The 24,363-nt window shown below is 37.7% G+C and carries 22 protein-coding genes; 7 read left to right on the top strand and 15 right to left on the bottom strand.

All coding sequences use genetic code 11. The features are described from left to right. Positions 1-33: 33 nt before the first annotated feature. From ACKWCD_RS05740 to ACKWCD_RS05670, 15 genes are all read right to left on the bottom strand, one after another. Entirely contained in the window at positions 34-2,073 is a 2,040-nt protein-coding gene (locus tag ACKWCD_RS05740; RefSeq protein ID WP_413982975.1) for a DUF349 domain-containing protein, read from the bottom strand. A gap of 166 nt (positions 2,074-2,239) precedes the next feature. Then, on the bottom strand, positions 2,240-2,992 hold the full coding sequence (locus tag ACKWCD_RS05735) for a shikimate dehydrogenase family protein (RefSeq protein WP_413982974.1): 753 nt from the start codon (positions 2,990-2,992) through the stop codon (positions 2,240-2,242). After that, the gene (locus ACKWCD_RS05730; RefSeq protein WP_413982973.1) at positions 2,964-3,983 is read right to left on the bottom strand and encodes a DUF368 domain-containing protein; all 1,020 of its coding nucleotides are present in this window, start codon (positions 3,981-3,983) and stop codon (positions 2,964-2,966) included. Before ACKWCD_RS05730 ends, ACKWCD_RS05735 begins: the two co-directional genes overlap by 29 nt. 12 nt (positions 3,984-3,995) lie before the next feature. Then, complete coding sequence (locus ACKWCD_RS05725; RefSeq protein WP_413982972.1) at positions 3,996-4,913, bottom strand: polyprenyl-phosphate transporter; 918 nt, start codon at positions 4,911-4,913, stop codon at positions 3,996-3,998. Positions 4,914-4,938: 25 nt separating this feature from the next. Next, entirely contained in the window at positions 4,939-6,339 is a 1,401-nt protein-coding gene (locus ACKWCD_RS05720) for a tetratricopeptide repeat protein (protein ID WP_413982971.1), read from the bottom strand. A 97-nt stretch (positions 6,340-6,436) separates the two neighbouring features. Beyond that, the gene (locus ACKWCD_RS05715; RefSeq protein WP_413982970.1) at positions 6,437-7,618 is read right to left on the bottom strand and encodes an aspartate aminotransferase family protein; all 1,182 of its coding nucleotides are present in this window, start codon (positions 7,616-7,618) and stop codon (positions 6,437-6,439) included. 25 nt (positions 7,619-7,643) lie between these two features. Further along, a complete protein-coding gene (locus tag ACKWCD_RS05710; protein WP_413983012.1) occupies positions 7,644-9,335 on the bottom strand; it encodes an OstA-like protein in 1,692 nt (563 codons plus the stop codon). Between the two features lie 169 nt (positions 9,336-9,504). Beyond that, the gene (locus ACKWCD_RS05705; RefSeq protein ID WP_413982969.1) at positions 9,505-10,899 is read right to left on the bottom strand and encodes a Gfo/Idh/MocA family protein; all 1,395 of its coding nucleotides are present in this window, start codon (positions 10,897-10,899) and stop codon (positions 9,505-9,507) included. 42 nt (positions 10,900-10,941) lie between these two features. Continuing rightward, entirely contained in the window at positions 10,942-11,391 is a 450-nt protein-coding gene (locus ACKWCD_RS05700) for a GNAT family N-acetyltransferase (RefSeq protein ID WP_413982968.1), read from the bottom strand. A gap of 2 nt (positions 11,392-11,393) precedes the next feature. Further along, the gene (locus ACKWCD_RS05695; RefSeq protein ID WP_413982967.1) at positions 11,394-12,368 is read right to left on the bottom strand and encodes an NAD(P)-dependent alcohol dehydrogenase; all 975 of its coding nucleotides are present in this window, start codon (positions 12,366-12,368) and stop codon (positions 11,394-11,396) included. Between the two features lie 171 nt (positions 12,369-12,539). Continuing rightward, positions 12,540-13,811 carry an adenylosuccinate synthase gene (locus tag ACKWCD_RS05690; protein WP_413982966.1) on the bottom strand — a complete coding sequence of 424 codons (1,272 nt, stop codon included), beginning with the start codon at positions 13,809-13,811 and terminating at the stop codon, positions 12,540-12,542. Between the two features lie 12 nt (positions 13,812-13,823). Then, positions 13,824-14,279, bottom strand: a complete 456-nt coding sequence (locus tag ACKWCD_RS05685) for a Fur family transcriptional regulator (RefSeq protein ID WP_413982965.1) — start codon at positions 14,277-14,279, stop codon at positions 13,824-13,826. Between the two features lie 104 nt (positions 14,280-14,383). Further along, the gene (locus ACKWCD_RS05680; protein ID WP_413982964.1) at positions 14,384-16,588 is read right to left on the bottom strand and encodes a RelA/SpoT family protein; all 2,205 of its coding nucleotides are present in this window, start codon (positions 16,586-16,588) and stop codon (positions 14,384-14,386) included. 44 nt (positions 16,589-16,632) lie between these two features. Next, positions 16,633-17,859 (bottom strand): M48 family metallopeptidase, encoded by a 1,227-nt coding sequence (locus ACKWCD_RS05675; protein ID WP_413982963.1) that lies wholly within the window; start codon positions 17,857-17,859, stop codon positions 16,633-16,635. Between the two features lie 49 nt (positions 17,860-17,908). Next, positions 17,909-18,715 carry a TrmH family RNA methyltransferase gene (locus ACKWCD_RS05670; RefSeq protein WP_413982962.1) on the bottom strand — a complete coding sequence of 269 codons (807 nt, stop codon included), beginning with the start codon at positions 18,713-18,715 and terminating at the stop codon, positions 17,909-17,911. A gap of 61 nt (positions 18,716-18,776) precedes the next feature. Between ACKWCD_RS05670 and ACKWCD_RS05665 the strand changes: the two genes are divergently transcribed. The 7 genes from ACKWCD_RS05665 to mobA all read left to right on the top strand — a co-directional run bounded on the left by ACKWCD_RS05665 (position 18,777) and on the right by mobA (position 24,361). Beyond that, complete coding sequence (locus ACKWCD_RS05665) at positions 18,777-19,583, top strand: DUF6503 family protein (protein WP_413982961.1); 807 nt, start codon at positions 18,777-18,779, stop codon at positions 19,581-19,583. A gap of 232 nt (positions 19,584-19,815) precedes the next feature. Further along, positions 19,816-20,280, top strand: coding sequence for a (2Fe-2S)-binding protein (locus ACKWCD_RS05660; RefSeq protein ID WP_413982960.1), 465 nt, complete (start codon positions 19,816-19,818; stop codon positions 20,278-20,280). 18 nt (positions 20,281-20,298) lie between these two features. Next, the gene (locus ACKWCD_RS05655) at positions 20,299-22,575 is read left to right on the top strand and encodes a xanthine dehydrogenase family protein molybdopterin-binding subunit (RefSeq protein ID WP_413982959.1); all 2,277 of its coding nucleotides are present in this window, start codon (positions 20,299-20,301) and stop codon (positions 22,573-22,575) included. Between the two features lie 3 nt (positions 22,576-22,578). Next, positions 22,579-22,821 carry a MoaD/ThiS family protein gene (locus tag ACKWCD_RS05650; protein ID WP_413982958.1) on the top strand — a complete coding sequence of 81 codons (243 nt, stop codon included), beginning with the start codon at positions 22,579-22,581 and terminating at the stop codon, positions 22,819-22,821. Then, complete coding sequence (locus ACKWCD_RS05645) at positions 22,814-23,233, top strand: molybdenum cofactor biosynthesis protein MoaE (RefSeq protein ID WP_413982957.1); 420 nt, start codon at positions 22,814-22,816, stop codon at positions 23,231-23,233. The genes ACKWCD_RS05650 and ACKWCD_RS05645 overlap by 8 nt, the downstream gene beginning before the upstream one ends. An 80-nt stretch (positions 23,234-23,313) precedes the next feature. Continuing rightward, the gene (gene moaC / locus ACKWCD_RS05640; protein ID WP_413982956.1) at positions 23,314-23,787 is read left to right on the top strand and encodes a cyclic pyranopterin monophosphate synthase MoaC; all 474 of its coding nucleotides are present in this window, start codon (positions 23,314-23,316) and stop codon (positions 23,785-23,787) included. Beyond that, entirely contained in the window at positions 23,771-24,361 is a 591-nt protein-coding gene (gene mobA / locus ACKWCD_RS05635; RefSeq protein ID WP_413982955.1) for a molybdenum cofactor guanylyltransferase, read from the top strand. The genes moaC and mobA overlap by 17 nt, the downstream gene beginning before the upstream one ends. Positions 24,362-24,363: the final 2 nt, after the last annotated feature.

The raw sequence follows: 24,363 nt of genomic DNA, 5'->3' as shown, positions 1-24,363 counted from the left end.
GCCTAGCTCTCTTTATTTTAGAAATACTAAGTTTTATTCTTCTTCTGAACTTGCTTTTGCTTCATTTTCTTCTACTGCTTCTTTGTTTAAGTTGTTCTCCATGATATTAAGATTCTTCAACTTTGCTTTCCATGTTTCCAAAGACTGCTTATGGGTTTCAACACGTTTTATTACATCCTTGACTAGTGGGTTATCCTCTGAAGCATTAGAGAAGAACTGTAGGTTATTTTCTAACTGGCGGATCTCAGTTTTACTCTCCTCAATCTTTCTTCGAATAAAAGTACGTTCGTTTGAAATAGCTCTTTCATTATCTGCATTGGCAAGTTGTTGAATCTTGTTACCATATTTAAGGAGCTCTGATTCCTGTCTACTAACATCAAGTTTTTTGAAGATAGCATCTAGTATTTTATTGAACTTTTGCGTAATGTTCTTTTTGTTAAAAGGAACCCTTCCAATACCTTTCCATTCTTCAATAAAACCTTTTATGGCCTTAATGTCGGTATTGCGTTCACCAGAAAGACGAAACTCTTTTAATCGTTCTAAGCAAGCTTCTTTTTTGGTAAGATTTTCAACTTCCTCCTTGTTGGCAGCATTTTTAAGAGCATGTAGTCTGTCAAAATAATGATTGCATGCGCTTTTAAACTCTTTCCAGATTTTATCTGAATATTTACGAGGAACATGTCCAATTTTCTTCCATTCGCTTTGTATGCGCTTCATTTCTTGAGTAGCAACATCCCAGTCATCGCTATCTTTAAGACCTATGGCCAAATTCAAGAGTTCTCTCTTTTTATCGAGGTTATCTTGTTGGTCTTTCTTTAGGTTCTTATAAAATGCATTTTTATTGCGATTAAACTGTCGAACTGCTTCTTTAAATTCAGACCAAGTTTTTTCATTTACCTTTTGAGGGACTTTACCTGCTTTAAAAAACGAATTTCGAAGGGTCTCAATTTCCTTCATTTGTTCTTGAAGTGCTTTGTGGTTATTTGAAACCTTGGTTGATATGTCTGCTATTGCAGCAATTATTTCTCGTTTTTTAACCAAATTTTGTTCATGGACTTTATCAAGATCTTTGTAATAATCTTGCCTTCTCTGGTGCAGTACTTTTGTTGCATCACTAAAAAGCTCCCAAATTTGTTCTCGATGTTCTTTTCCTACCGGTCCAATGTCTTCCTTCCATATTTTATGGAGTGTTTGAAGTTCTCGAAATGCCTTACCTAAATCGGGCTCCTCAGCCAATGCTTGGGCTTTAACAACAAGTTTTTGCTTTTCTTCAAGATTGTGCTTAAAATCAAGATCACGTAATTCTCTATTCAAATGAAGAAAATCATAAAAAATCTCGATGTGATGGTGATAGGTCTTCCATACATTATTGTAATGTGTTCTAGGTATGGGCCCAGCATTACGCCAGCGCTCTTGTAGGTCTTTAAAATTCTTGTAAGTAGTGTTAATGTCCTCCTCAACATTTATCAAACCCTTTAGCTCTTCAATAAGCTCAAGACGATCTGCTAGGTTTTCATTTAAACTTTTTTCAAGGCTTTTGTAATATTGATTACGCTTTTCTCGATATTCTGAATAGACCTCATTGAATTGTTTTTTAGTAATAGAATTGTATCTGAAATCAATCTCATTACCTCCTTTTGCTATAAAGTCCTCTTTTTTATGATCGATGAATTCTTGAAATTTTAAGTCGAATTCATGTTTTATACCATCAACATGCTTTTTTATCGCCTGAACTTTTTCGTTTTTGACTAGTCTTTGCAACTCTCCAGTCAAATTTTCGATAGACATTGAATGATAGTCTAGTATAGGAATTTGGTGTCTGTGATGATTATCAGAATCCTCTGCATCTTCGGCATTGTTCTCATCAATTTCTTCTATAACTGCTTCTTCCTCTTCTTCAGAGTCGTCTTTTTCTGATAAGTCATTTTTCTCTGAACTCTCTGTGTTTTGAACCACTTCACTCTTAGCCACCTCAATGGGACCTTCGTTCTCAGAAGGTGTTTTTTCAGTTGCTTCTACATCAACATTTTCTACTACTTGTTCTTGTAGTTCTTGTTCTTTCTCCTCGGGCATTTGAAATATTTAGTTAGTGCAAAAAGATTGCTAATGTAATATAGTAACAACCTCGCTAACGGCAAAAATTTAATGGACTTCTTTGCTAATGAATACCTGTGTTTAAAGTGTTATCGAGCACATGAGCTACTAGACTAGCATATCATATTTGAGATGATCTAAACAGCTAACTGTTCCAAATTTCCCATGATTTTTCAGCTTGCAATTCTAACATTTGATGACCATTGCAGATAGCTGCTCCTTGCGATTCTCCTGTTATTAAAAATGCAGTTTTATCGGGATTGTAGATTAAATCGAAGAGCAAGTGCTTCTTAGATATATGGTGATATGGAATGTCAGGTTTTTGATTAATATTAGGATGTGTACCCACAGGAGTAGAATTCACTAAAATAGTGTACTCTTTAAGTATGTAGTTATTTAAATCGCGATATGAAAGCTGATTTTCTTTTGGATTTCTTGAAACGAATTTATAAGGGATTTCTAGTTCTTCAAAAACAAAGGCAATAGCTTTAGAAGCTCCACCTGTTCCTAAAATCAAGGCTTTGTTGTGATGCTTTTTTAGGAAGGGTTCTATGGATTTTTGAAACCCGTAAATATCTGTGTTATATCCGGTGAGTTCTCCTTTATTTACTTTGATAGTATTTACCGCTCCAATTCTCTTGGCCTTAGAATCTAATTTGGTGAGAAAAGGAATAACTTCTTCTTTATAAGGAATAGTAACGTTCATTCCTTTTATTTCAGGATTCTCAGGAATAAGGTCTTTGAAAGCCTCGATTTTTTGAAGATCAAAATTTACATATGAATGGTCATCAAGACCTAGTTCCTTGAATTTTTTAGAGAAGTATCCTCGCGAGAAAGAATAAGAAATATCCTTTCCAACTAACCCAAACTTAACTTTTTTGTTTCCTTCTTTTTCCATACCAATCCAATCCCAATAAAATACTTATTCCTACGAAAACAAAAAATATAGCCCACCAAGTTTCAGAACTCCCAAAATCTGGAAAATATCTTTCGTAGTTACGAACAATCTCTTTTCCGTTAGAAGCAAAAAGTACTTCTCCAGAAGCATCTGTTTTGTAAATCGTTTTTTTCCAAGGCCAAACAACTCCCAATGAACCTGTGATAAAACCAATAATAACTGCAGTTGTAATGTGCCTGAAATGCTTTAAAACATAGCTTAAAAGATGTGATAGGCTTACAAGCCCTACGGCCGAGCCTGTCGTAAAAACGGCAAGTATTTTTAGGGTGTCTAATCGTTCTTGATTTTCAGTAAAGCTAAAATCACCAACTATTAATTCAGCTCCGGTGTCATATAGTGCGTTTACAGAATCTACTAAAAGCAAGACATAATTGCCTAAAAGGATTAGAATAAACGATCCTGACAATCCAGGTAAAGTCATACCAGATACGCTAATAATTCCGCAGATAAAAATAAAAAATAGGTTATCATTTTCTCTGGCTGGACTTAAAAAGCTTATGGAAATTCCAATGATCAAACCTATTATACCCGCAGTAATTGTTCGTTTGCTCCAATGATCAAAATCTTTACTTATGTAATAAATAGAACCTAAAATCATTCCGAAGAAAGCAGCCCAAACAAAAAGTTCATTTCGTTCTAAAAAATAGTCAAGAACTTTAGAAACACTAAAGTAACTAACCAACATTCCGAAAATTAAGAGCGATAGAAAAGCTCCGTTGACATAGCGATAAAAGCTTTTGAACCTACCGCTGAAAAGAAGTTTGAAGGCATTACCATTTATTTTTTGAAGCGAATAAATGAACTCTTCGTAGAAACCTCCAACAAATGCGACGATACCTCCAGAGACTCCAGGTACTTTATTGGCCGCGCCCATACAAAGGCCTTTGATGACCAGAAAAAACTTGTCGCTAAGTGACCGCGTTTCATTCATGAGGGAGCGCGCTTATTCTTTTGAAGCTACCTTTTCTAATATAAAAATAAGGGAAAAACCGACGATGGCTAGCACAACTGCAAATAATAGTTGATTATCACCTTCAAAGGCGAACGGGGAAATATTCTCTTCTGAGATAGGAATTATCTTCTCACCAAAAGTTTTAGTTTCTAACACTTTCTTCCAGGGCCAAATTTTAGGTAATGACCCCAGTATAAAACCAGTAAGAACTGCTAAGGTCAAATTTTTATAATGTTTGAACATCCACTTAAGAAGTCGCGCAAAGCTTAAAAGTCCGAAAATGGCTCCGAGGGCTACAGTAAGAACAATTTTGATATCTCTTTCATGTACCGCGTCTAAAATGGTTTTATAGGATCCTAGAAGCACAAGTATAAATGCTCCTGAAATTCCGGGAAGAATCATTGCACAAACCGCAATAGCCCCAGATAAAAATAAATAAGGAAGACTATCAATATTTTCGTTAGGCGGTAATGTGGTAATGAAGTATGCAATCGCAGCGCCAATAATAAGAGCTATTATGGTAATGAAACTCCATTTTTCAATGGCTTTACCAACAAAAAATATACTTGCAGCCACCAAACCAAAAAAGAAGGACCATAGCATTATGGGTTGGTTTTCTAATAGCCAACTGACTAAGGTTGCAAGAGAAAAAAGGCTAATGAAAATTCCTAGAAAAAGCGCCAACAGAAAATTGCCATTGAGTTGTTTCCAAGCTGCTTTGAACCCCACTTTGCGTAAAGTTTGAAAAAGGGAAAGGTTGATATTGTTTATTGAGCTGACTAACTCTTCGTAAATTCCAGAAATAAAGGCAATTGTTCCACCTGAAACTCCGGGCACAACATCAGCGGCGCCCATCGCTATTCCCTTAAGAGTTATGATAAAATATTGGAGTAAATTTCGGTTTTCCATAATTTAAAAGGCAAAAATAAGTCTTTTAATTGGAAGCCTTTTTGATATCCGCTATAATGTTAAGAGTCCATTCAGTGGCTGCAAATTGAGGGAATTCTTCTTCGAAAAAGAATAGTTTTTCAATATCATTTTTCAAGGCGTCAATTAATACGATTCGTGCATTAATTGGGTCGTCACCTAACAAATGAAAACCAGCCATTTTATATTGTAACCTTGCACTTTCTGGATAAAATTCTCTTCCTTGCGCAAGGATTTGTATTGCTGAATTAAGATCATTGTTAAGTTGCGCAACTTCTGCCCATTTTAACCATGTAGTAAGTTCATAGTTACCTAAATCTACCGCTTGCTTATAGGCGTAATCAGCTTGATCATATTTTTTTAGAGCAGCGTTTATCTTAGCGCATTTTTTCCAATACAGCGGATTCTCCCCGTCAATATTAAGTGCCTTGTTAATATAATAAAATGCTTTTTCGTAATTTCTCTTTTTGTAATAGAAATCGGTAATGGCTAACCATCCTTTATCAAGAAGCGGATCTTCATGAACTGTTTGGTAATAGTAATACTTAGCCATTTCATTATTATTCAACATTTCATAGCATTTGCCAATACGCAAATAGGCATGAGAGGTTGGGTCTTCAATTTCTATTGTAGTTTCATAGTTTTCAATCGCATCGAGATATTTACCCATTTTTTCCAAAACTTTGCCTTTTTCGAAATAGGCTCCCATGAAAGTATCGTCAGAAATAATCGCAAAGTCATAAGCAGTAAGGGCTTCTGGGTACAATCTTTTTTCAAAATATTGCTTGCCTAATTGGTGCCATGCCACCTCACAGTACGGATTACGATCTAAATAATCATTGAGATAATAAATTGCTCCGTCAAAATCTTCTAAAAATTCAAAACAATAAATCACATTGTATAGCGAAGAGTAGTCATGCTCATCAAAGGATACACATTTCATAAAACTCTTTTTAGCCATTTGAAAATCATCCATGAAGAGGTACTCCATTCCTAAAAGCGAGTGAATGTCATACCCATTATCAGTAAGATCGAGTGCCTTATATAGCAAGTTAATCGCAGCTTCGTGATTATCTTTTTTAGAGTATATATTCGCCCGCTGAATATATATTTCTTCATTGCTACTATCTAAAAGTTGTAATTTGTCTAAAAGCTGTTCGGCATCATCAAGGTTATTTTCAAAAACCAGTACTTCAACATCTAAGAGTTTTAGTTGAATGGAATCAGGATGTTGTTGTAGACCAATTTTAATAGCTTTTTTGGCCAAAGCCACCTTTCCGTTGTTTAAATAATGATGAATAATATCCTCGAAATCCTCTGCGTCAAAGAAGTAGACATCATCTGTCTTCAACATAGATTCAAACTTGGCTATGGGTCTGCCGGGTCTCTCGTTAGATTCTAACGCCATAGGAATGATTTGGTTGTTCTATGGATTTAAAAGTAATGTTTTGAGCGTACCAATAAATCTTGGTATGGGCTATATTATCAACAAATTAGTTAACAAATTATTGTGTGTATCTGTCAAGAGCATTAAGAATTAACTCACAACCTTTTTTAATTTCGCTAATTGATATCGTTAATGGTGGGGAGATACGAACAGCCCTTGGCTCGAATAACAACCAGAATAAGATTAAGTGATTTTTAGCACATTCTAACACTAAGTAATTGCTCAATTCAGCATCATTCATTATCAGCGCCAGCATCAAGCCTTTACCACGAACTTCTTTTATGTGCTTATGTAGAAGTAATTTTCGAAACAGCTTTTCCTTCTCTAAAGTCTTAGAAATTAAGTCAGTCTCCGTTAGTTCTTTTAAAGTAGCTAAGCTTGCTGCTGCTATTACAGGGTTTCCACCAAAGGTTGTTATATGACCTAGCTTCGGACCGTCCTGCAAATATGCCATCATTTCTTTTGAGGCTGTAAAGGCTCCTACTGGAAGTCCAGAGGCCATACCCTTTCCCAAAACTAAAATATCAGGAATACAATTATAATGCTCAAATGCGAAAAGTTTTCCAGTACGGCCAAATCCTGGTTGTATTTCATCCAAAATTAACAAAGCTCCAACCTCACTGCATCGCTCCCGTACTTTTCTTAAATAATCGTTTTTAGGAAGAATGAATCCTGCTCCACCTTGTATCGTTTCCAAAACTACTGCCGCAGTTTTTTTGGTAATCTTCCAAAGTTCTATCTCTGCATTGAAATGGATAAAAGTAATATCAGGCAGTAAAGGTCTGAATGCACTTTTTCGTTCTTCGTAGCCCATTATACTTAAACTTCCCATGGTGTTACCGTGGTAAGCATGATGTGTCGCTATGATTTCTGATCTTCCTGTATAGCGCCTTGCTAGTTTCATTGCACCTTCGATAGCTTCTGTTCCTGAATTCACCAAATAGGTAGTTTCTAATGGACTAGGGAGGAGTGAAGCCAAGAGCTTCGTATATTCCACAGCAGGTCGCTGTACAAACTCGCCATATACCATAACGTGCATATATGTTTCTGTTTGTTTTTGAATAGCTTCGACAATTTTCGGGTGACAATGACCCAAACCACATGCAGAAACCCCAGCGACAAAATCTAAATGTGCGTTCCCTTCGGAATCATAAATATAGCTTCCTTTGGCATGAGATACTTCCATAGCCAAGGGGTGTGGCGTAGTCTGTGCTTGGTATTTTAGGAAGTCCTCTTTCATAGTCTTCAAAAAGACTTTGGTGCTGTTACTGGTTAGCTTTAACTTTTTTGACTTTCGGACGTTTATTAGGTTCCGTAGATTCGTCTTCAGGAATAGGGATATTGTTCACAGGGTCACCAGGGTTTTTGCTGCGTTCTTCTTCTTCTGCATCAATATCAATGGGGTTTTCAATACCTCGGATAACGACTAATTCTATATTATTATCATCGTAGTCAAAAATATCGTCCTTGGTTAATATTCGTTCTTCACCGCGCCAAACAAAACCTTTTAATCTTCTATCTTCTAGAGGTAGGTCTTTATCAGGAGAAATTTCACCATCTGGCTGGGTTCGAAAAGTTAACTCTTCTATATCATTATTGGCCATGGTAATTCGAATTGAACTGCAAATGGTTTTATTAATGCCAATTAATTCTTGATCATCATTATACATATAGTAGATGACTTCTGTATTCTTGACCAAGTCAATAATCTTTAACTCATTTTCTTTAAATTTTCCAAACAGATCTTTACCCTTAGCCTGATTGTATCCAGTTTTACTGATGCTGTCTAATGAAATAATAAAGGCATTATCCAATACTTTTAGCGAATCTAATTGTTCTGTTTTTACGTTCGATATGATATGAATACTATCACCTGTCATCTGATTTACACCATTCCATAGAACTGGGTTTTTAATCAATTGCGTAACTCCAGTTTTTTGTTCGGAGTGAATTGAGTCACATTTACCGCTCATATCGGTTTTGAAAAATTTAGCGTTTCTAAAGGCTCTAAGAATTCGATTATCGGGTTTTCCTGTTATCATTAAAGTATCACCGTGGGTGTAAAGAGAATCTTGTTCAACAAGACTTATCGCAACTGCCCTTTTAGTGGCAAAAACAGAATCTTTCGCTTTAAAAACTTCAGCATAATGTGCCCGAATAATTCCCTTATTTATGGTGTCAGTTACTGTAATGTTATTGGTAGCTGACGCAAATTCGGTTGCTTTGTCGAAATAGACACTATCACCTTCAATAATACGATTGTTATAATCGATTCGTGTATTTTTAATGCCATAACCGCTTTCTATCCTGGTGTCATAAAACCCCCGTTCGCAATAAATTTTATAGGTTTCACCCGTAATGGTTGAAGGCCCATACATGTATGCATTCTTCGAAGTTTGGTAATAATCTAACTGTTCCGAATCTAAGATATATTGTGGGTTTTTAATATGCACACTATCTAAAAATTGAAACTTTTTTGTTTCCATGAAATACTTTCCGATTTCACTGGTCAAAGTGTTTGCAGAATCGACTACGGTTCCAAAATCTTGATAATAAGCTTGTTGTTTTTCGCGGTCAAAGCGCAGTGTGTCCGTGGTCAATATCATATTGCCCTCTTCTGATGTTTTGTTATCGAGCACTACACTTTCATAAGCTTTAGCAAGCTTCGTGTCACCGTTGTAGTCCATTTTTCCGCTGGTCATTGTAACAGAGTCGCCTTGCTGTAATCTGATATTACCAATAGCTTTTAGCCGATTTTCCTGTTTGTAAAAAACAGCTACATCACACCATAAATCAGCTCCTTGGTGTTCAAACTGAACCTGTCTATCATCTTTACTAAATATAAAAGCTCCAGGAAACTGAACTTCATCCTTAGTAAGGTTAGCTCCATGCACAATGTTTATTTCTTTACTTTCAGTGGTATCTGTTTCTTGAACTGAAGTTTGAGAGAATCCAATAGCAGAGCAAAAAATAAATGAGACTAGAAATAGCGTCTTTTTCAATGGTGTTGAATTTTGCCCAAAAATAGCTTTTTTTAACACAGGGCAAATCGAATTAGGATAGATTTAATAGTTGTTAGAACTAAAAAAGCCGCTATAAAGCGGCTCTTATTTTAATATTATTTCTCTAAGAAATAATTCCTAAAGGTAGAGTTTCTTTCCATTTTCCTCTGGTAAAATCGGGAAACTGCTGCGGTGCACCTCCCTGAGCAACTGAGGCTTCACTTAGTGGGCTAACAGCACTCCAATAACAACCTTCATAAACATTTTGATCAATTGGGAGTCCTTTCTGAAGACACTCTACGATACGATACATCATCATGCCGTCCATGCCACCATGTCCGGTATCTTTCGTCGCTTGATTTAGTCTTTTGTAAAGCGGGTGATCATACTTTTTATAGAGTATTTCAAGCTGCTCCCCTTGCACCCAGCTATGATGGTCCTTTGTAGCTCCTTCAACTCCACCTTCTAATGCTACGCGAGTAGGAAAACCCGCTAGAATCCCTTTTGTGCCCTGAATTAGATTTAGTCTAGAATAAGGGCGGGGACTAGTTTCATCCCATTGCACCATAACCGTTCTACCCAAATCTGTTTTTATGATGGTGGTATTCATATCCCCACCTTTATAATCTAATTGATTCCATTTATGGTCTGCAGCATAATTTTTTTCTGCGTAAAGCTTTCGCCCCATTGCGGGTGTCGAAAATGAAACAAGGCTTGAAAAATTATCGTCGGTTCTAGCCAAATTCATATACTGTGCTACAGGGCCTAAACCATGAGTCGGATAAAGGTTACCATTTCTATTTGCATAATGATGCGTTCGCCATGAACCAGTTCCGCGCTCTTGTTCTTCCATTTGAAAACGTAGCTCATGAATATAAGCAGCTTCAGCATGAAGGGGGTCTCCAATAACACCTTGACGGCACATATTTAAAAACAACAACTCATCGCGACTGTAATTCACATTTTCCATCATCATACAATGCTTCATTGTACTTTCAGAAGTGTCAACTATAGCCCACATTTCTTCAATAGTCAAAGCAATGGGGACTTCAACAAAAGCATGTGCTCCTTTTTTCATTGCTTCAATTGCCATTGGAGCATGATTTTTCCAATTGGTAGCTATGAAAACAATATCAGGTTTAACCTCATCGAGCATTTTTTTCCAAGCATTTTCATCTCCATGGTAAACTGCTATCTTTTTATGTTGTTTCCCTTTTCCAATTTCTTTGGCTTTTGCCGCCCATTTGTTAGCCAAATCTTCATAGAGATCACTAACAGCAACAACTTCTGTACCTGGTAAGGAAGCAAAAAATTGTAAATGCCCAGGACCTCTTGCTCCAACGCCAATAAATGCGGCTCGAACTGTTTCAAGTTTCGGAGCAGAAAAATCACCCATATAGGTATGGGTAAACGGCCTTTCTGAACCCAAAGGACTATTTGCTAGCATAGGGCTCATAGATACCGCTGCACCTGCTAAGGTTGTTTTTCTAAGGAAATTTCTTCGGTTGATATTTTTCATACTACAATTTAGCGAAAAAAGTCAATCTGCACACGTACGCCTCTATATTTGTTTTTCTAAACGTATTTTACGAACACCGTGGTCCGTATCCCATTGTTTTATTTCTGTAAATCCTAACTTTTTATAAAGGGATATGGCGGGAAGATTGGCAAGTCCGGTTTCAACCGAGAAGCTATTCGAACGATAAGATTTAAAAATAAAAGCAATCAATTTTTGACCTATTCCCCTCCGAAAATAGTACGGATCAACTACTAGACTTTGAATATGCGTATTTTCATTTTCGCTTTTAATCTCGGTTACTGCGGTTAGTTCGTCATTTTGAAAGTATCCATAGAACTCGGTATCGCTTTTTAAGAAATTTGCAAGACTTCTTTGCAGGGGTGGGAAATCGACTGCGTTTAATAAATCTGCTTCAACGGCATAGGAAACTTGAAAAACACTTCTAATTTTTCGTGCAACAATCACATCAGTATGGTCGAGCTTTTGAATCATTTTTAGGCCTTAGTAGGACTAAAGTTAACAATTACATTTCCAGTTTTTTGTCCAGATGTTACATAATTATAGGCCTCAACAATCTGTTCTGGTTGATAAACCTTGTCGATAACGGGTTTAAATTTTCCTTCGGATAAAAGTTTTGACATAAAAACGATACTTTTTTTACAATTAACTGGAAAAGGAAAGATGACCCGTTTTCCTCCTTTTATTTTGGTAATTAATGGGAGGTAGAGGTTTTGAGCGTTTGGTCCTAATTCTGAAGAAATATAAACTCCTTTTGGCAATAACAAATGCTTACACTTCGGGAAGGAACTTTTACCAACCGCATCAAAAATAAAATGATACTTCTCATCATCTTTGGTGAAATCTTCTTTCTGATAATCAATGGTTTTGTCCGGCCCCAAGGATTTTACCAGATCCATGTTTTTGGTGTTTCCCACTGCGGTGACCGTCGCTCCATAATATTTTAAAAGCTGGATCGCAGCGGAGCCTATTGCTCCTGTTGCCCCATTTACTAATACTTTGGTGTTTGAATCGATTTTTACCTTATTGATAAAGTTATTCGCGTAATGTGCCCCTTCCGCACAAGCCACGACTTCTTGAAAGGAAAAGCCTTCTGGAATTTTCGCAGCGGACCTAATAGCGCGAATAGTCATGTACTCGGCTTGAGACTGCAAACCCTCATCATGCAGTCCCCAAACACGATCACCAACTTTAAAGTCACTAACATTTTTACCAATTACTTCTACTATACCGGCAAAGTCAGTTCCAGGGACTAAATGTCTTGGTTTTGTCAAGCCTACAAATGCTCGAATTAAATAGGGTTTTCCCGTTAGAATACCACAATCAGTTCGATTTACTGCGGTGGCATGTACTCGAACTAATAATTCATTGTCATTAGGAACTGGTTTCGGAATTTCTTTAACTTCTAAAACCTCTGGAGGACCGTATTTTGTTCTGGTAATAGCTTTCATAAGAAACTACTTTCTTAGGTTGAACTTTCTACATTAGTGTAGGACTACATGCATAGGACGCATTCATTGTCAATTTGTTACGAACGAAATGTCATTTGTAAATGACTTCAAGTAAGCGCAAAAAAAAGACCCACAAATAAATGTGGGTCTTTGTATAAATTGTAAAACGTCTTAGCGATGAATTGTTTGCGTTCTATCAGGGCCCACCGAAACAATCTTAATTGGAACTTCAAGCTCTTTCTCCAGGAAATCGATATAGGCATTGAGCTCCTTCGGAAATGCATCTGCTGAGGTCATTTTGGTCAAATCCTCAGACCAACCATCCATTTCTGAATATATTGGAGTTACATTTTCTGCTTCAATATTATAGGGGAGATGCGTAATCGTCTCACCTTTGTATTTGTAGGCGGTACAAACTTTTAGTTTTTTGAATCCACTCAAAACATCACCTTTCATCATGTTTAATTCAGTAACTCCGTTTACTTGAACAGCATATTTTAAAGCGACTAAATCTAACCAACCACATCTTCTTGGGCGGCCTGTTGTAGCACCAAATTCATTTCCTACGCGTCCCATGGTTTCACCATCTTCATCAAATAATTCAGTAGGGAAAGGGCCACTACCAACTCGCGTTGCGTAAGCCTTAAAAATTCCCTTGACTTCACCAATTTGATTCGGGGCAACTCCTAAACCCGTACAAGCGCCGGCGGCAGTTGTATTTGATGATGTTACGAACGGATATGTTCCGAAATCAATATCTAGTAACGAACCTTGAGCGCCTTCTGCTAATATTTTCTTTCCTTGTTTTTGTGCTTGAAAGAGGTATTCTTCACTATCTATAAAAGTCAATTTTTTCAATTCTTCAACAGATGCGAAAAACTCAGTTTCTAAATCCTGAAGGTCATATTGAATATCAACATTATAATAATCAATCATGGCCTCATGCTTATCAGCTAGTGCTCTGTATTTTTCTTTCCAATTATCAAGTTCCAAATCACCGACACGCATTCCGTTTCTACCAGTTTTATCCATATAAGTTGGGCCAATTCCTTTTAAGGTAGAACCAATTTTTGCTTTTCCTTTTGATGCCTCAGAAGCGGCATCCAACAAACGGTGCGTTGGCAAAATCAAATGTGCCTTTCTTGAAATTAAAAGAATAGCATTAATATCTAGATTGAATTTTTCAAGAGCAACCAGTTCTTTTCTGAAAATCACAGGGTCTATAACAACTCCATTGCCAACAACATTCATGGCATTTTTGTGAAAAATTCCTGAAGGAATTGTGTGCAAAACATGCTTTATGCCATCAAATTCTAAAGTATGCCCCGCATTAGGACCACCTTGAAAACGGGCAATGATGTCATAATCTTTGGTAAGTACATCAACAATTTTTCCTTTCCCTTCATCGCCCCATTGCAGGCCTAACAATAAATCTACTGCCATTAATATATTTGGTTAGTCGTTTGTATTTTTTTCTTTGTTTTTCGTGCCGTAAAAATAGAGGGAATGATTATTTATTTTAATGTCAAAAACTTCCTCAATGGTCTTTTTTATAGATTGTATTCTAGGGTCACAAAATTCCATAACTTCTCCGGTATCGGTTAAAATCACATGATCATGTTGCCGATCAAAGTATGATTTTTCATATTGCGCTTGATTTTTTCCGAATTGATGCTTTCGTACCAACTTACAATCCAATAAAAGCTCTATGGTATTATATAGTGTTGCTCTACTTACCCTATAGTTTTTATTTTTCATGTTGATGTAGAGAGATTCTATATCAAAATGGTCATCACTATCATAAATTTCTTGAAGTATGGCGTAACGTTCGGGTGTTTTTCGGTGCCCGTTTTCCTCTAAAAAAGTAGTGAAAACGTTTTTTACAATCTCTTGATTTTTGTTGGCTGCCATAACAAAAGTGTACTAGTCAATTCACAAATGTACAGCTAAATTTGCAGTAGTGGAAAGGTGTTTTATCAACATAAAGTGAACAATGACGAAGTACCCGATTTTTCTTAGATTCTACTCACTTTTTCGATACCCTCAATTTGCTTCAGTTTGTCCATCAATTTTTTGAGAATGGACTTATTTTTAACAACGACAATAATGCTTCCGGTAAATGTGCCTCCATCAGTACTAAAATTGATGTTTTTCATGTTTACGTGCATGTTTCCTGATATCATTTCGGTGATATTACTAACTAGTCCTAAATTATCAATACCCGTAAGTTTAATTTCAGATTTGAATTCTTCTTGTGAAGAATCAATCCATTTGGCGGGCATGATGCGATAGGCGTAGTTTGATTGCAGGGAAATAGCATTCGGACAGTTCTTTTTATGCACTTTAATTCCCTCATTAACGCTTACAAATCCGAATACATCATCACCGGGAATTGGGTTGCAACATTGCGACAATTTGTAATCTAGCTTTTCTTCTTCCTTCCCAAAAACAAGCAAATCGTATTTGGAAGTAATTTCATCTTTGTCGATATCTTCAGGAACGGGACTTCTGCGAATCTTGTTCTTGAAGAAACTGATAAAGGCGTTGTTGTAAGAGGAGGCAAAGTCCTTGAGCATCTGGTTGTCAATAGCACCAATACCCACACGGTAGAAAAGATCAAGGCTAGTTTTTAGTTTGAAGAAAATCACCATCTTATTCACACTATCTTCATTCAAGGTGATTTTTTGTGATTTTAATTTTCTTCTTAGAATTTCTTTTCCATCTTCTGCGACAGATTTTTTCTCCTCACGTAAAGAGGATTTAATTTTTGCACGTGCCCTAGCTGTAGTGGCATAATCTAACCAGTTTTGGTTCGGTTTTGCCTGTTCAGAAGTCATTATTTCAACTTGATCACCACTGTGCAGAGTAGTGTTGAGCGGGACTAATTTTCCATTAACTTTTGCCCCTCGAGTACGCATTCCGACTTCTGTATGAATGTTGAACGCAAAATCTAAGGGAGTTGCTCCTTTCGGGAGGGATTTCAATTCACCATTCGGTGTGAAAACAAAGATTTCTTTTGAGTATAGGTTTAACTTGAATTCTTCAACAAAGTCAACGGCATTGGTAGTTGAACTTTCTAAGGCCTCTTGTAATTTGTTTAACCAGATGTCAATTCCCTGTTCTTTTTGATCGCCGTGTTTGTATTTAAAATGCGCCGCATAGCCTTTTTCAGCAATTTCGTGCATGCGCTCACTTCGAATTTGTACTTCTACCCACCTGCCTTTTGGCCCCATAACAGTGATGTGCAAGGCCTCGTAACCTGTAGATTTCGGAGAGGAAATCCAATCTCTTAATCGGACTGGGTTTGGAGTAAAATGATCTGTTACAATAGAATATATTTTCCATGCTAAAAACTTCTCATTTTTCTCATCGGATTTATAAATTATCCGAATGGCAAACTTGTCATAAATCTCGTTGAAAGCTACATTTTGTGCCTTCATTTTTTTACGAATAGAGAATATGGACTTCATCCGTCCCTTAATCGTATAATTAAGCTTTTCTTTCTTGAGGGATTTATCGATAACTCCCGAAAAGGAATCAATATACTCTTGTTGGTCCTCTTTGGAGTCCTCGATTTTGTCGTAGATATCTTTATATACTTCAGGTTCCGTATATTTTAGGCTGAGGTCTTCTAATTCTGTTTTTATGTTGTAAAGGCCGATTCTATGTGCTAAGGGAGCATAGATGTATAAAGTTTCCGATGCTATCTTAACTTGTTTGTGCTCAGGCATAGAATCCATCGTAAGCATGTTGTGATAACGGTCTGCAATCTTTATGATAATTACACGAACATCATCATGAAGCGTGAGCAACATTTTTCGAAAGTTCTCCGCCTGCTGCGAAGTGCTCATGTCTTTTTTTAAGCCGGCAATTTTGGTAAGTCCGTCAACGATTCTGGCAACGGTTTCACCAAACATTCGGTCAATATCATCTAAAGTATATTCGGTGTCTTCAACAACATCATGAAGTAGTGCGGAAGCAATAGATGTGGCATCAAGTCCGATTTCAGAGGCTACAATTTTAGCAACTGCGATAGGGTGAAACACATAGGCTTCTCCTGATTTTCGCCGTTGATTTTTATGCGCATCAACAGCAACTTCAAAAGCAGAACGTATCAAGACCTTGTCATCATCTGACAGTGTCTGATAGCTAATGCGAAGCAGTTCTTTATACTGCTTGGCAATTTCTTTATTTTCTTGTTCTATAGCAACCTGCGTCATTCCATATTAAAAATAGGACAATCTCAGCTACTACACAACAAAAATCACACCAGAAGGTTCTTTATTCGTTGAATAAGCGGAGGGTGAGAATAGTGCATAAAAACGTAAGCATGGTGGGGTGTTAAGTTGCTCAAGCTATTTTTGGAAAGCTTTTTAAGGGAAGTAATCAGAGGTTCAGCTGCAAAAGTGTCTTTCGCATAATCGTCAGCTTGATATTCGAATTTTCTAGAGAGGAAATTCATCACCAAGGATGTCAATTCAGATATGGGACTGTACAATATTCCAAATCCTATTAGAGCGGCATGAAAACTAGGTTGAGAAACTCCAATTGCTTTTGAGACTTCGGGATTATTTATAAACAGGGATAAAATGAATAAGGTGAAACCCAGAACCAAAACGGAAGCTGTTAAATTGAAGATGATATGTTTGCGCTTGTAGTGCCCAACCTCATGAGCAAGAACGGCGACGATTTCTTCTTCATCTAAATCCTTTATAAGGGTATCATATAGTGTAACTCTCTTTTCCTTTCCAAAACCAGAGAAATATGCATTTGCTTTAGTGGATCTTTTTGAACCGTCAATTACAAATATATTTTTAAGTTCAAAGCCAACCTTATTTGCATAATTTTCGATTTTGCTTTTAAGACTTCCTTCTTCTAAGGGCGTTTGTTTGTTGAACAGGGGGACAATCAGTTTGCTGTAAAACAAATTCATAAAGACAATGATGACCGTAACCAAACCCCAAACATGTAACCAAAAGTTAGGACCAGCCCACTTATAAAACCACATAGCGAGGGTAATTACACCGCCACCAAGAATTGCCATCATGAGCCATCCCTTTAGCTTGTCAATAAAGAAAAGCTTTATCGTCGATTTGTTGAAACCAAAACGTTCTTCAATGACAAAGGTTTGGTAATAGGAAAATGGAGTGGTTAGAATATCACTTCCAATAGTCAAAATTCCGAAGAAAATTAGCGTGATTACAATATCATTACTGCTAAAACTTCTTGCCAACTGGTCAGCCCATTCGAATCCGCCTAGTAATAAAAACCCTAATGTTAAGACAATTGAAAAGAGAGAACTTACGAATCCGAACCGATAGTTTGTCTTTTGATATTCTTGAGATTTCTGATATTCTCCCGCATCAAAAACATCTTCTAGGGCTTCCGGAATAGGGTCTCCGTAATGTTGAGCGTTGAAATAGTCCAAAATGGTCTCAACCAAAAATTGGAGTACAAGAATAGCAATTATGGTAAAGAATAAAATATTCAATTTAGTAGTTGTTTACGGTTTGGTGGTATGGATTACGACAAAGAATTTTCTAAAAACCTCTTTGTCGTAAGGCTTCAAAGATAACAATTGCAGCAGATACCGATACATTCATTGAATCGATTTCGCCGCGCATGGGTATGATGATATTTTGGGTGGAGTTGTCGAGCCATTCTTGGGTGAGTCCTGTTGCTTCCGTACCAACAACTATCGCAGCTGCTTTTTTGAAATCTATTTTGGTGTAACTTTCAGAAGCGGTAAGCGCAGCGCAGTACATATCAATATTTTGGCTTTTCAAAAATTCTATTACTTCGGATGTACTTCCGATGGCAATCTGATTGGTAAAAACGCAGCCCACACTCGAACGAATGATATTGGGGTTGTAGACATCACCTTTGGGATTTGCTATGATAACTGCATCTAAATTCGCAGCGTCAGCTGTACGTAGCAAAGCGCCAATATTCCCTGGCTTTTCAGGAGCTTCAGCTACTAGGATTAATGAATTATCCTTTAATTGAAGCTTATCCAAACCATGAGATTTAGAGTGTACTATAGCCATCAAACCTTCCGTAGTCTCTCGGTAAGCTATTTTTTGATAGACTTCTTTTGAAACAGAAATCAAATCGATTTGGTAATCCAACTGACTTGTTATCTGTAGAATTTCTTCCTTAGAAATAAGGGCATTATGGAACAATAAAGTAGCTACTGTGTATCCACCTTTTAAGGCTAATTCCAATTCACGTTGCCCCTCTAAAACGAAAAGGCCTTCTTTTTTCCGTTCCCGGGATTTATCCTTTAAAACCAAAATCTTTTTTACCAAAGGATTTTGAAGACTGCTGATTTCTTTAATTTCGTTCATTCATACAAAAGTAATTTAATTACCCCATCTGCGACGAAGTAGAAAACCTAAAAAAACAAACATGAAATTAGTACTAGTATCTCTTTTATGCCTTTCAATTTTCGCTTGTAAAGAAACTCCCAAAGAAATGAAAACTGAGTCTGAAGTACCTGAAAAGGTAGCTGAGATTAATGATTCAATGCACCCCGAATCTCTTCAGAAAATTTTTGAAGCACATGGTGGACTTGAAGCTTGGAATAGCAAAAGAACGCTTTCTTTTGAAATTCCCAAGCCAGAGAATACTGAAAAACATACTATTGACTTGCGGTCAAGAGACGAAAAAATAGAAATGCCTAACACTTCAATGGGTTCTGATGGTGAAACTATTTGGTTGCTTGAGGAAAAGGGTGCTTACAAAGGCGATGCCGTCTTTTATCATAATCTGATGTTTTACTTCTATGCCATGCCATTTGTGCTGGCAGATGACGGAATCAACTATTCTGAGGTAGAGGCTTTGGAATTTGAAGGAAAAACCTATCCCGGTATTCGAATCAGCTATAATGACGGTGTAGGTATCTCTCCAAAAGATGAATATTTTATTCACTATAATCCGGACACGTATCAAATGGAATGGTTGGGTTATACCGTAACCTTTAGAAGCGGCGAAAAATCTGATAACATAAAATGGATTCGCTACAACGATTGGATGAATATTGGTGGGTTAGTATTACCAAAATCACTCACATGGCATGAGTACGAGGGAAGAACGATAAAAGCAGCTAGAGAGCCACTACAATTTGAAAATGTAACGCTTAGTGAATCTCCTATGGAGGTGGACTTTTTCTTAAAACCTGAGAAAGCAAAAATCGTCAATGGTAAAACCGAATAACCTTTAACTTAAAAAAAGGTTAAAAAAAGTCCGGCGAAAAACACATGGTACTTATTTTTCCGTAATTTAGAAGCTCTTGCTCATGGCAGGGGCTTTTGTTTTAAATAGCCATTTAATTGTCATTCCGGGGTAGGCCGGAATCTTTTAAAACAAAGTCAGAATATTGGAACTTATTTCTTCCGCTTTGCGGGAATTGCATTTATAAAATTCACGAACCCAACACATAAAGAAAATGCCAACGTACAATCTGAAAATTAATGGTAGTTCTCAATCTATTGAGGCTGCTGAAGACACACCATTACTGTGGGCGCTACGCGACCAATTAGATATGGTAGGCACCAAATTTGGCTGCGGAATAGGACAATGTGGCGCATGTACCGTTCATGTAGACGGTAACGCTACCCGCAGTTGTCAACTACAAATTTCACAATTAGACGGAAAAGAAATTACAACTATTGAAGGACTATCAGATGATGGCTCACATCCTGTTCAAGAAGCTTGGAAGGCAATAGACGTTCCACAATGTGGGTATTGTCAGGCTGGTCAAATTATGACTGCTTCAGCTTTCTTAGAGAAGAATCCAAATCCTTCAAAGGAAGAAATCCGGAATGCGATGCACGGTAATATCTGCCGATGTGCTTCTTACAATCGTATTGAAAATGCTGTAGCAATGGCAGCTGAAAAGAAAATGGCCTAACCGTAAACATCAAAAATCATGTCAAGCAAAATACAAACGAAATTTAGCAGAAGGTCTTTCTTAAGAACTTCTTCACTTGCAAGTGGTGGAATGCTTATCGGTTTTAATTTCTTCACAGCCTGTAAAGACACTGTGAAGATGCCGGTGGATATTTCCAAACTGAACTATAACGATTTTAATGCCTTTATAAAGATATCTAAAGAAGGCATGGTGACTTTATTTTCTCCTAATCCTGAAATAGGGCAGGGTGTGAAAACCTCTATGCCAATGGTAATTGCCGAAGAATTGGATGTGCCTTGGGAAAATGTAAATGTGGTACAAGGCGTTCTTGATACTCAAAACTACGTGCGTCAAGTAGCCGGTGGTAGTCAGTCCATTCGCTTTGGATGGGATGCACTCCGCCAAACCGGAGCTTTTGCCCGTCAAATGCTGGTCAATGCCGCAGCGGCAAAATGGGGTGTTGATGCTTCCGAGTGCTCCGCAAAGCAAGGTGTGATTACGAATGCTAAAGGAGAAACTTTAGGATACGGAGATGTTGTTGATGAAGCTGCCGTTTTGGAAACAGAAAGAGCAGCAAAAAGAAAAGCTCTAATTGAGTCTTTGGCGGAAGGTGAAGAAGCACCTGCGGAAACTATCGCTTTAAAAGACCCAAAAGACTACACTTTAATTGGAACTGATGTTGGCAATGTTGACATCGATAAAATCATTACAGGAAAGCCATTGTTCGGATTGGATTATAAGACAGAAGGTATGGTCTATGCTTCGGTTTTACGTCCACCGGCTTTCGGTCAAGTTCTAGAATCTTATGACGATAGTGAGGCAAAAGCTGTAGCCGGAGTGATTGATGTAGTCAAAATAGGCGAGAAGGCCATGAAGATGATGGAAGCAGGAAAAGGAAACTGGTCGGTTCGCTTAGCTCCTAGTGAAAAGGTAGTCGTCATTGCCGAAAATACATGGTCTGCTATCAAAGGAAAAAAAGCCTTGAAAGCAACTTGGAGTGATAAGACACCTCTTGAAAGTACACAAGCTCATGATAAAATTTTAGGAGATTTACTAGACGGTAAAGATTTTACCAATCTGAGAAAAGATGGTGATGTAAAGAAAGCTTTCAAACAAGCCGATAAAGTTATCGAACGCACCTATGAGTCTCCGTTCTTGCCCCATAATTGTATGGAGCCCATGAATTTTTATGCAGATGTAACGGACTCAAAAATACATTTGGTAGGTCCGGTACAAACTCCGGCTTCCGCTGCTATTGCCGTTGCTGCTTTATTGGAGCGTGATGAAAAAGATATTCGCTTAGAAATGACCCGAATGGGTGGTGGTTTCGGAAGAAGATTGTACGGAGATTTTGTATATGAAGCTGCCGAAATATCTGATAAGATTCGCAAACCGGTCAAAATGGTTTCAACGCGTGAAGATGATATGACGACTGGCGTTTATCGCCCCGCAATTAAATATCGTATTGCAGCATCACTTAAAGATGGAGAGATTACAGGTTATCACTTAAAAGAGGCCGCTGTAGGAAGCAATATGTACGGATTAATTCCGAATTTCTTCCCTGCAGGCGCTATTGCTAATTATCAAGTAGATGTTGCGAAGTACGACAGTAATATTACTACTGGAGCATGGCGTGCGCCGTATACCAATTTCCTTTCCTTTGCAGAGCAGACTTTTTTAGATGAGTTGGCCGAAGATTTGGGCAAAGACCCAGTTCAAATGCGATTGGATATGTTGGAGAAAGTGAAAGGAACAACGGACGATAGAATACAGTATTCTGCGGAACGCTTGCAAGACGTATTGAAATTAGCCGTAGAAAAGTCAGGATATCGGACTCCTAAGGATGGAGTTTTTCAGGGAGTTTGTGCTTACTATTGCCACAACACTCACGTAGCTGAGGTTGCTGATGTTGTTATGGAAGGGAATAAACCTGTGGTCAAAAAGATTACGGTTGCGGTGGATTGCGGAATTGTTGTAAATCCGTTAGGTGCTAAAAACCAAATTGAAGGAGGAGCTATTGATGGAGTGGGACATTCGATGTATGGAGATTTTGGTTTTGAAAACGGAATGCCGACAGCGAGTAATTATGACAAGTATCGTTTGATTCGAATGAATGAAACACCGATAGTTGAAACGCATTTTGTGAAAAATACATTGAGCCCGACAGGATTGGGTGAACCGACTTTACCTCCAGCAGGAGCGGCCGTAGCTATCGCAATGAAAAAAGCAACAGGAAACCGTATGTACAAGCAGCCGTTTGCGACCAATATGGCTTCTAAACCAATTTTAGGATAGCCTATGGAAGTATTACTTTTTGGAATAGCTAGGGATATTGTTGGCAACTCTCAATTGGAGTTTTCGGAAACAGATAAAATTCCGACTTCCGTTTCTGAATTGAAACAGATAATTTCAGAGACATATCCTGAGTTCAGCAAATTGTCTTCATTGGCGATTGCTGTGAATAGCGAATATGCAGCGGATGATGTATCTTTAAACCGGAATGATGAAATAGCCATTATTCCCCCTGTAAGCGGTGGATAAAAAGATAATAGAAATAGTAGATATAATAGATACCTCCCAAGTGTTCACGGAATTATCCGATGCACAAAGTGGAGGTATTTGTGTTTTTGTTGGCACAGTGCGTGAATTTACCCAGGGGGAAGAAGTAGTATCCTTGGAATTCGAAACCTATAAGAAGATGGCAATCAAAGAAATGGATAAAATTGCTTCGGATGCTGTTGAAAAGTGGAATCTCAATAAAGTAATTATCCGCCATGCGGTCGGACTCAAAAAAGTGGAAGAGCCGGTAGTCGTTGTCGGGGCTTCTTCCGCACATCGCGATGCTTGTTTTGAAGCCTGTCGCTATTTAATCGACACCTTAAAAGAGACCGTTCCCATCTGGAAAAAGGAAATGTTTGAAAACAAAACAGTTTGGGTTTCAGCGCATCCATAAAAAATACAACACAAAACTAACTGAACTGTCACTTCGAGTGGAGTCGAGAACCTAGGAACACCTTTGTTGAAATATTGTAAATGAAAAAAACACTCTCACACATAGACGAATCCGGCAACGCATCCATGGTCGACGTTTCAAAGAAACAAGTCACGGTCAGAACAGCAATTGCCTCAGGAAAAGTACATTTTCCTTCAGCTATTTTTGCACAACTTTCTGCGGATGATTTTCTAGGAAAAAAGGGAAGCATCATTCAAACAGCAGTCATTGCTGGAATACAGGCCGTTAAAAAAACTTCAGAGCTGATTCCTCTTTGTCATCAAATCAATCTTTCTAAAATACAGATAGATATTACCCCAGTTGATAATGCCTTGCAAATAGTTTGCATAGTAAAGTGCAACGAACAAACGGGAGTTGAGATGGAAGCCTTAACGGGTGTATCAGTAAGTGCCTTAACCATTTACGATATGTGCAAAGCACTTTCGCACGACATTAAAATTTCAGAAGTACAATTAGAACAAAAAACAGGAGGGAAGAATGACTTCAATCGCTAAGCTATACGGACTCGTTTTATCCGGAGGAAAGAGCACCCGAATGGGCACCGATAAGGGTTTAATAAAATATCATGGGGTCCCGCAACGCGAATATTTGTATGATTTGTTGAGTGAGGTGTGCGAAGAAACTTTTATTAGTTTACGCGAAGAGCAGCAAGCCGAATTACCCTCAAGAATGCAAACCATTGTTGATTTAAATGAATTCAGAGGCCCATATAATGGACTTTTATCCGCACATAAGAAACATCCAGAAGCGGCTTGGTTAGTCCTCGCTTGTGATCTCCCATTGATGGATTTAGGTGCTTTGAAGGAATTGATTGCCCAAAGAGATAATAGCACACAGGCAACTGCCTTTGCGCTCAAAGAAAATCCTTTACCAGAACCTTTATGTGCTATTTGGGAACCACATGCTTTTGAAGATTCTCTTGCTTATTTGGAAAGTGGCGTAGGAACTTGCCCAAGAAAGTTTCTAATCAATCATGATACGAAGTTGGTTTTTCCTGGGAATGAAAGTGTTCTCTTGAATGCTAATTCGGAGGAGGAATACAAGGAAGCTCTTGAGAAATTAGCTTAGAA

Source organism: Maribacter taeanensis, from assembly GCF_047345145.1.
Lineage (GTDB): Bacteria > Bacteroidota > Bacteroidia > Flavobacteriales > Flavobacteriaceae > Maribacter_C.
This window is presented reverse-complemented; position numbering and strand designations above follow the sequence as displayed.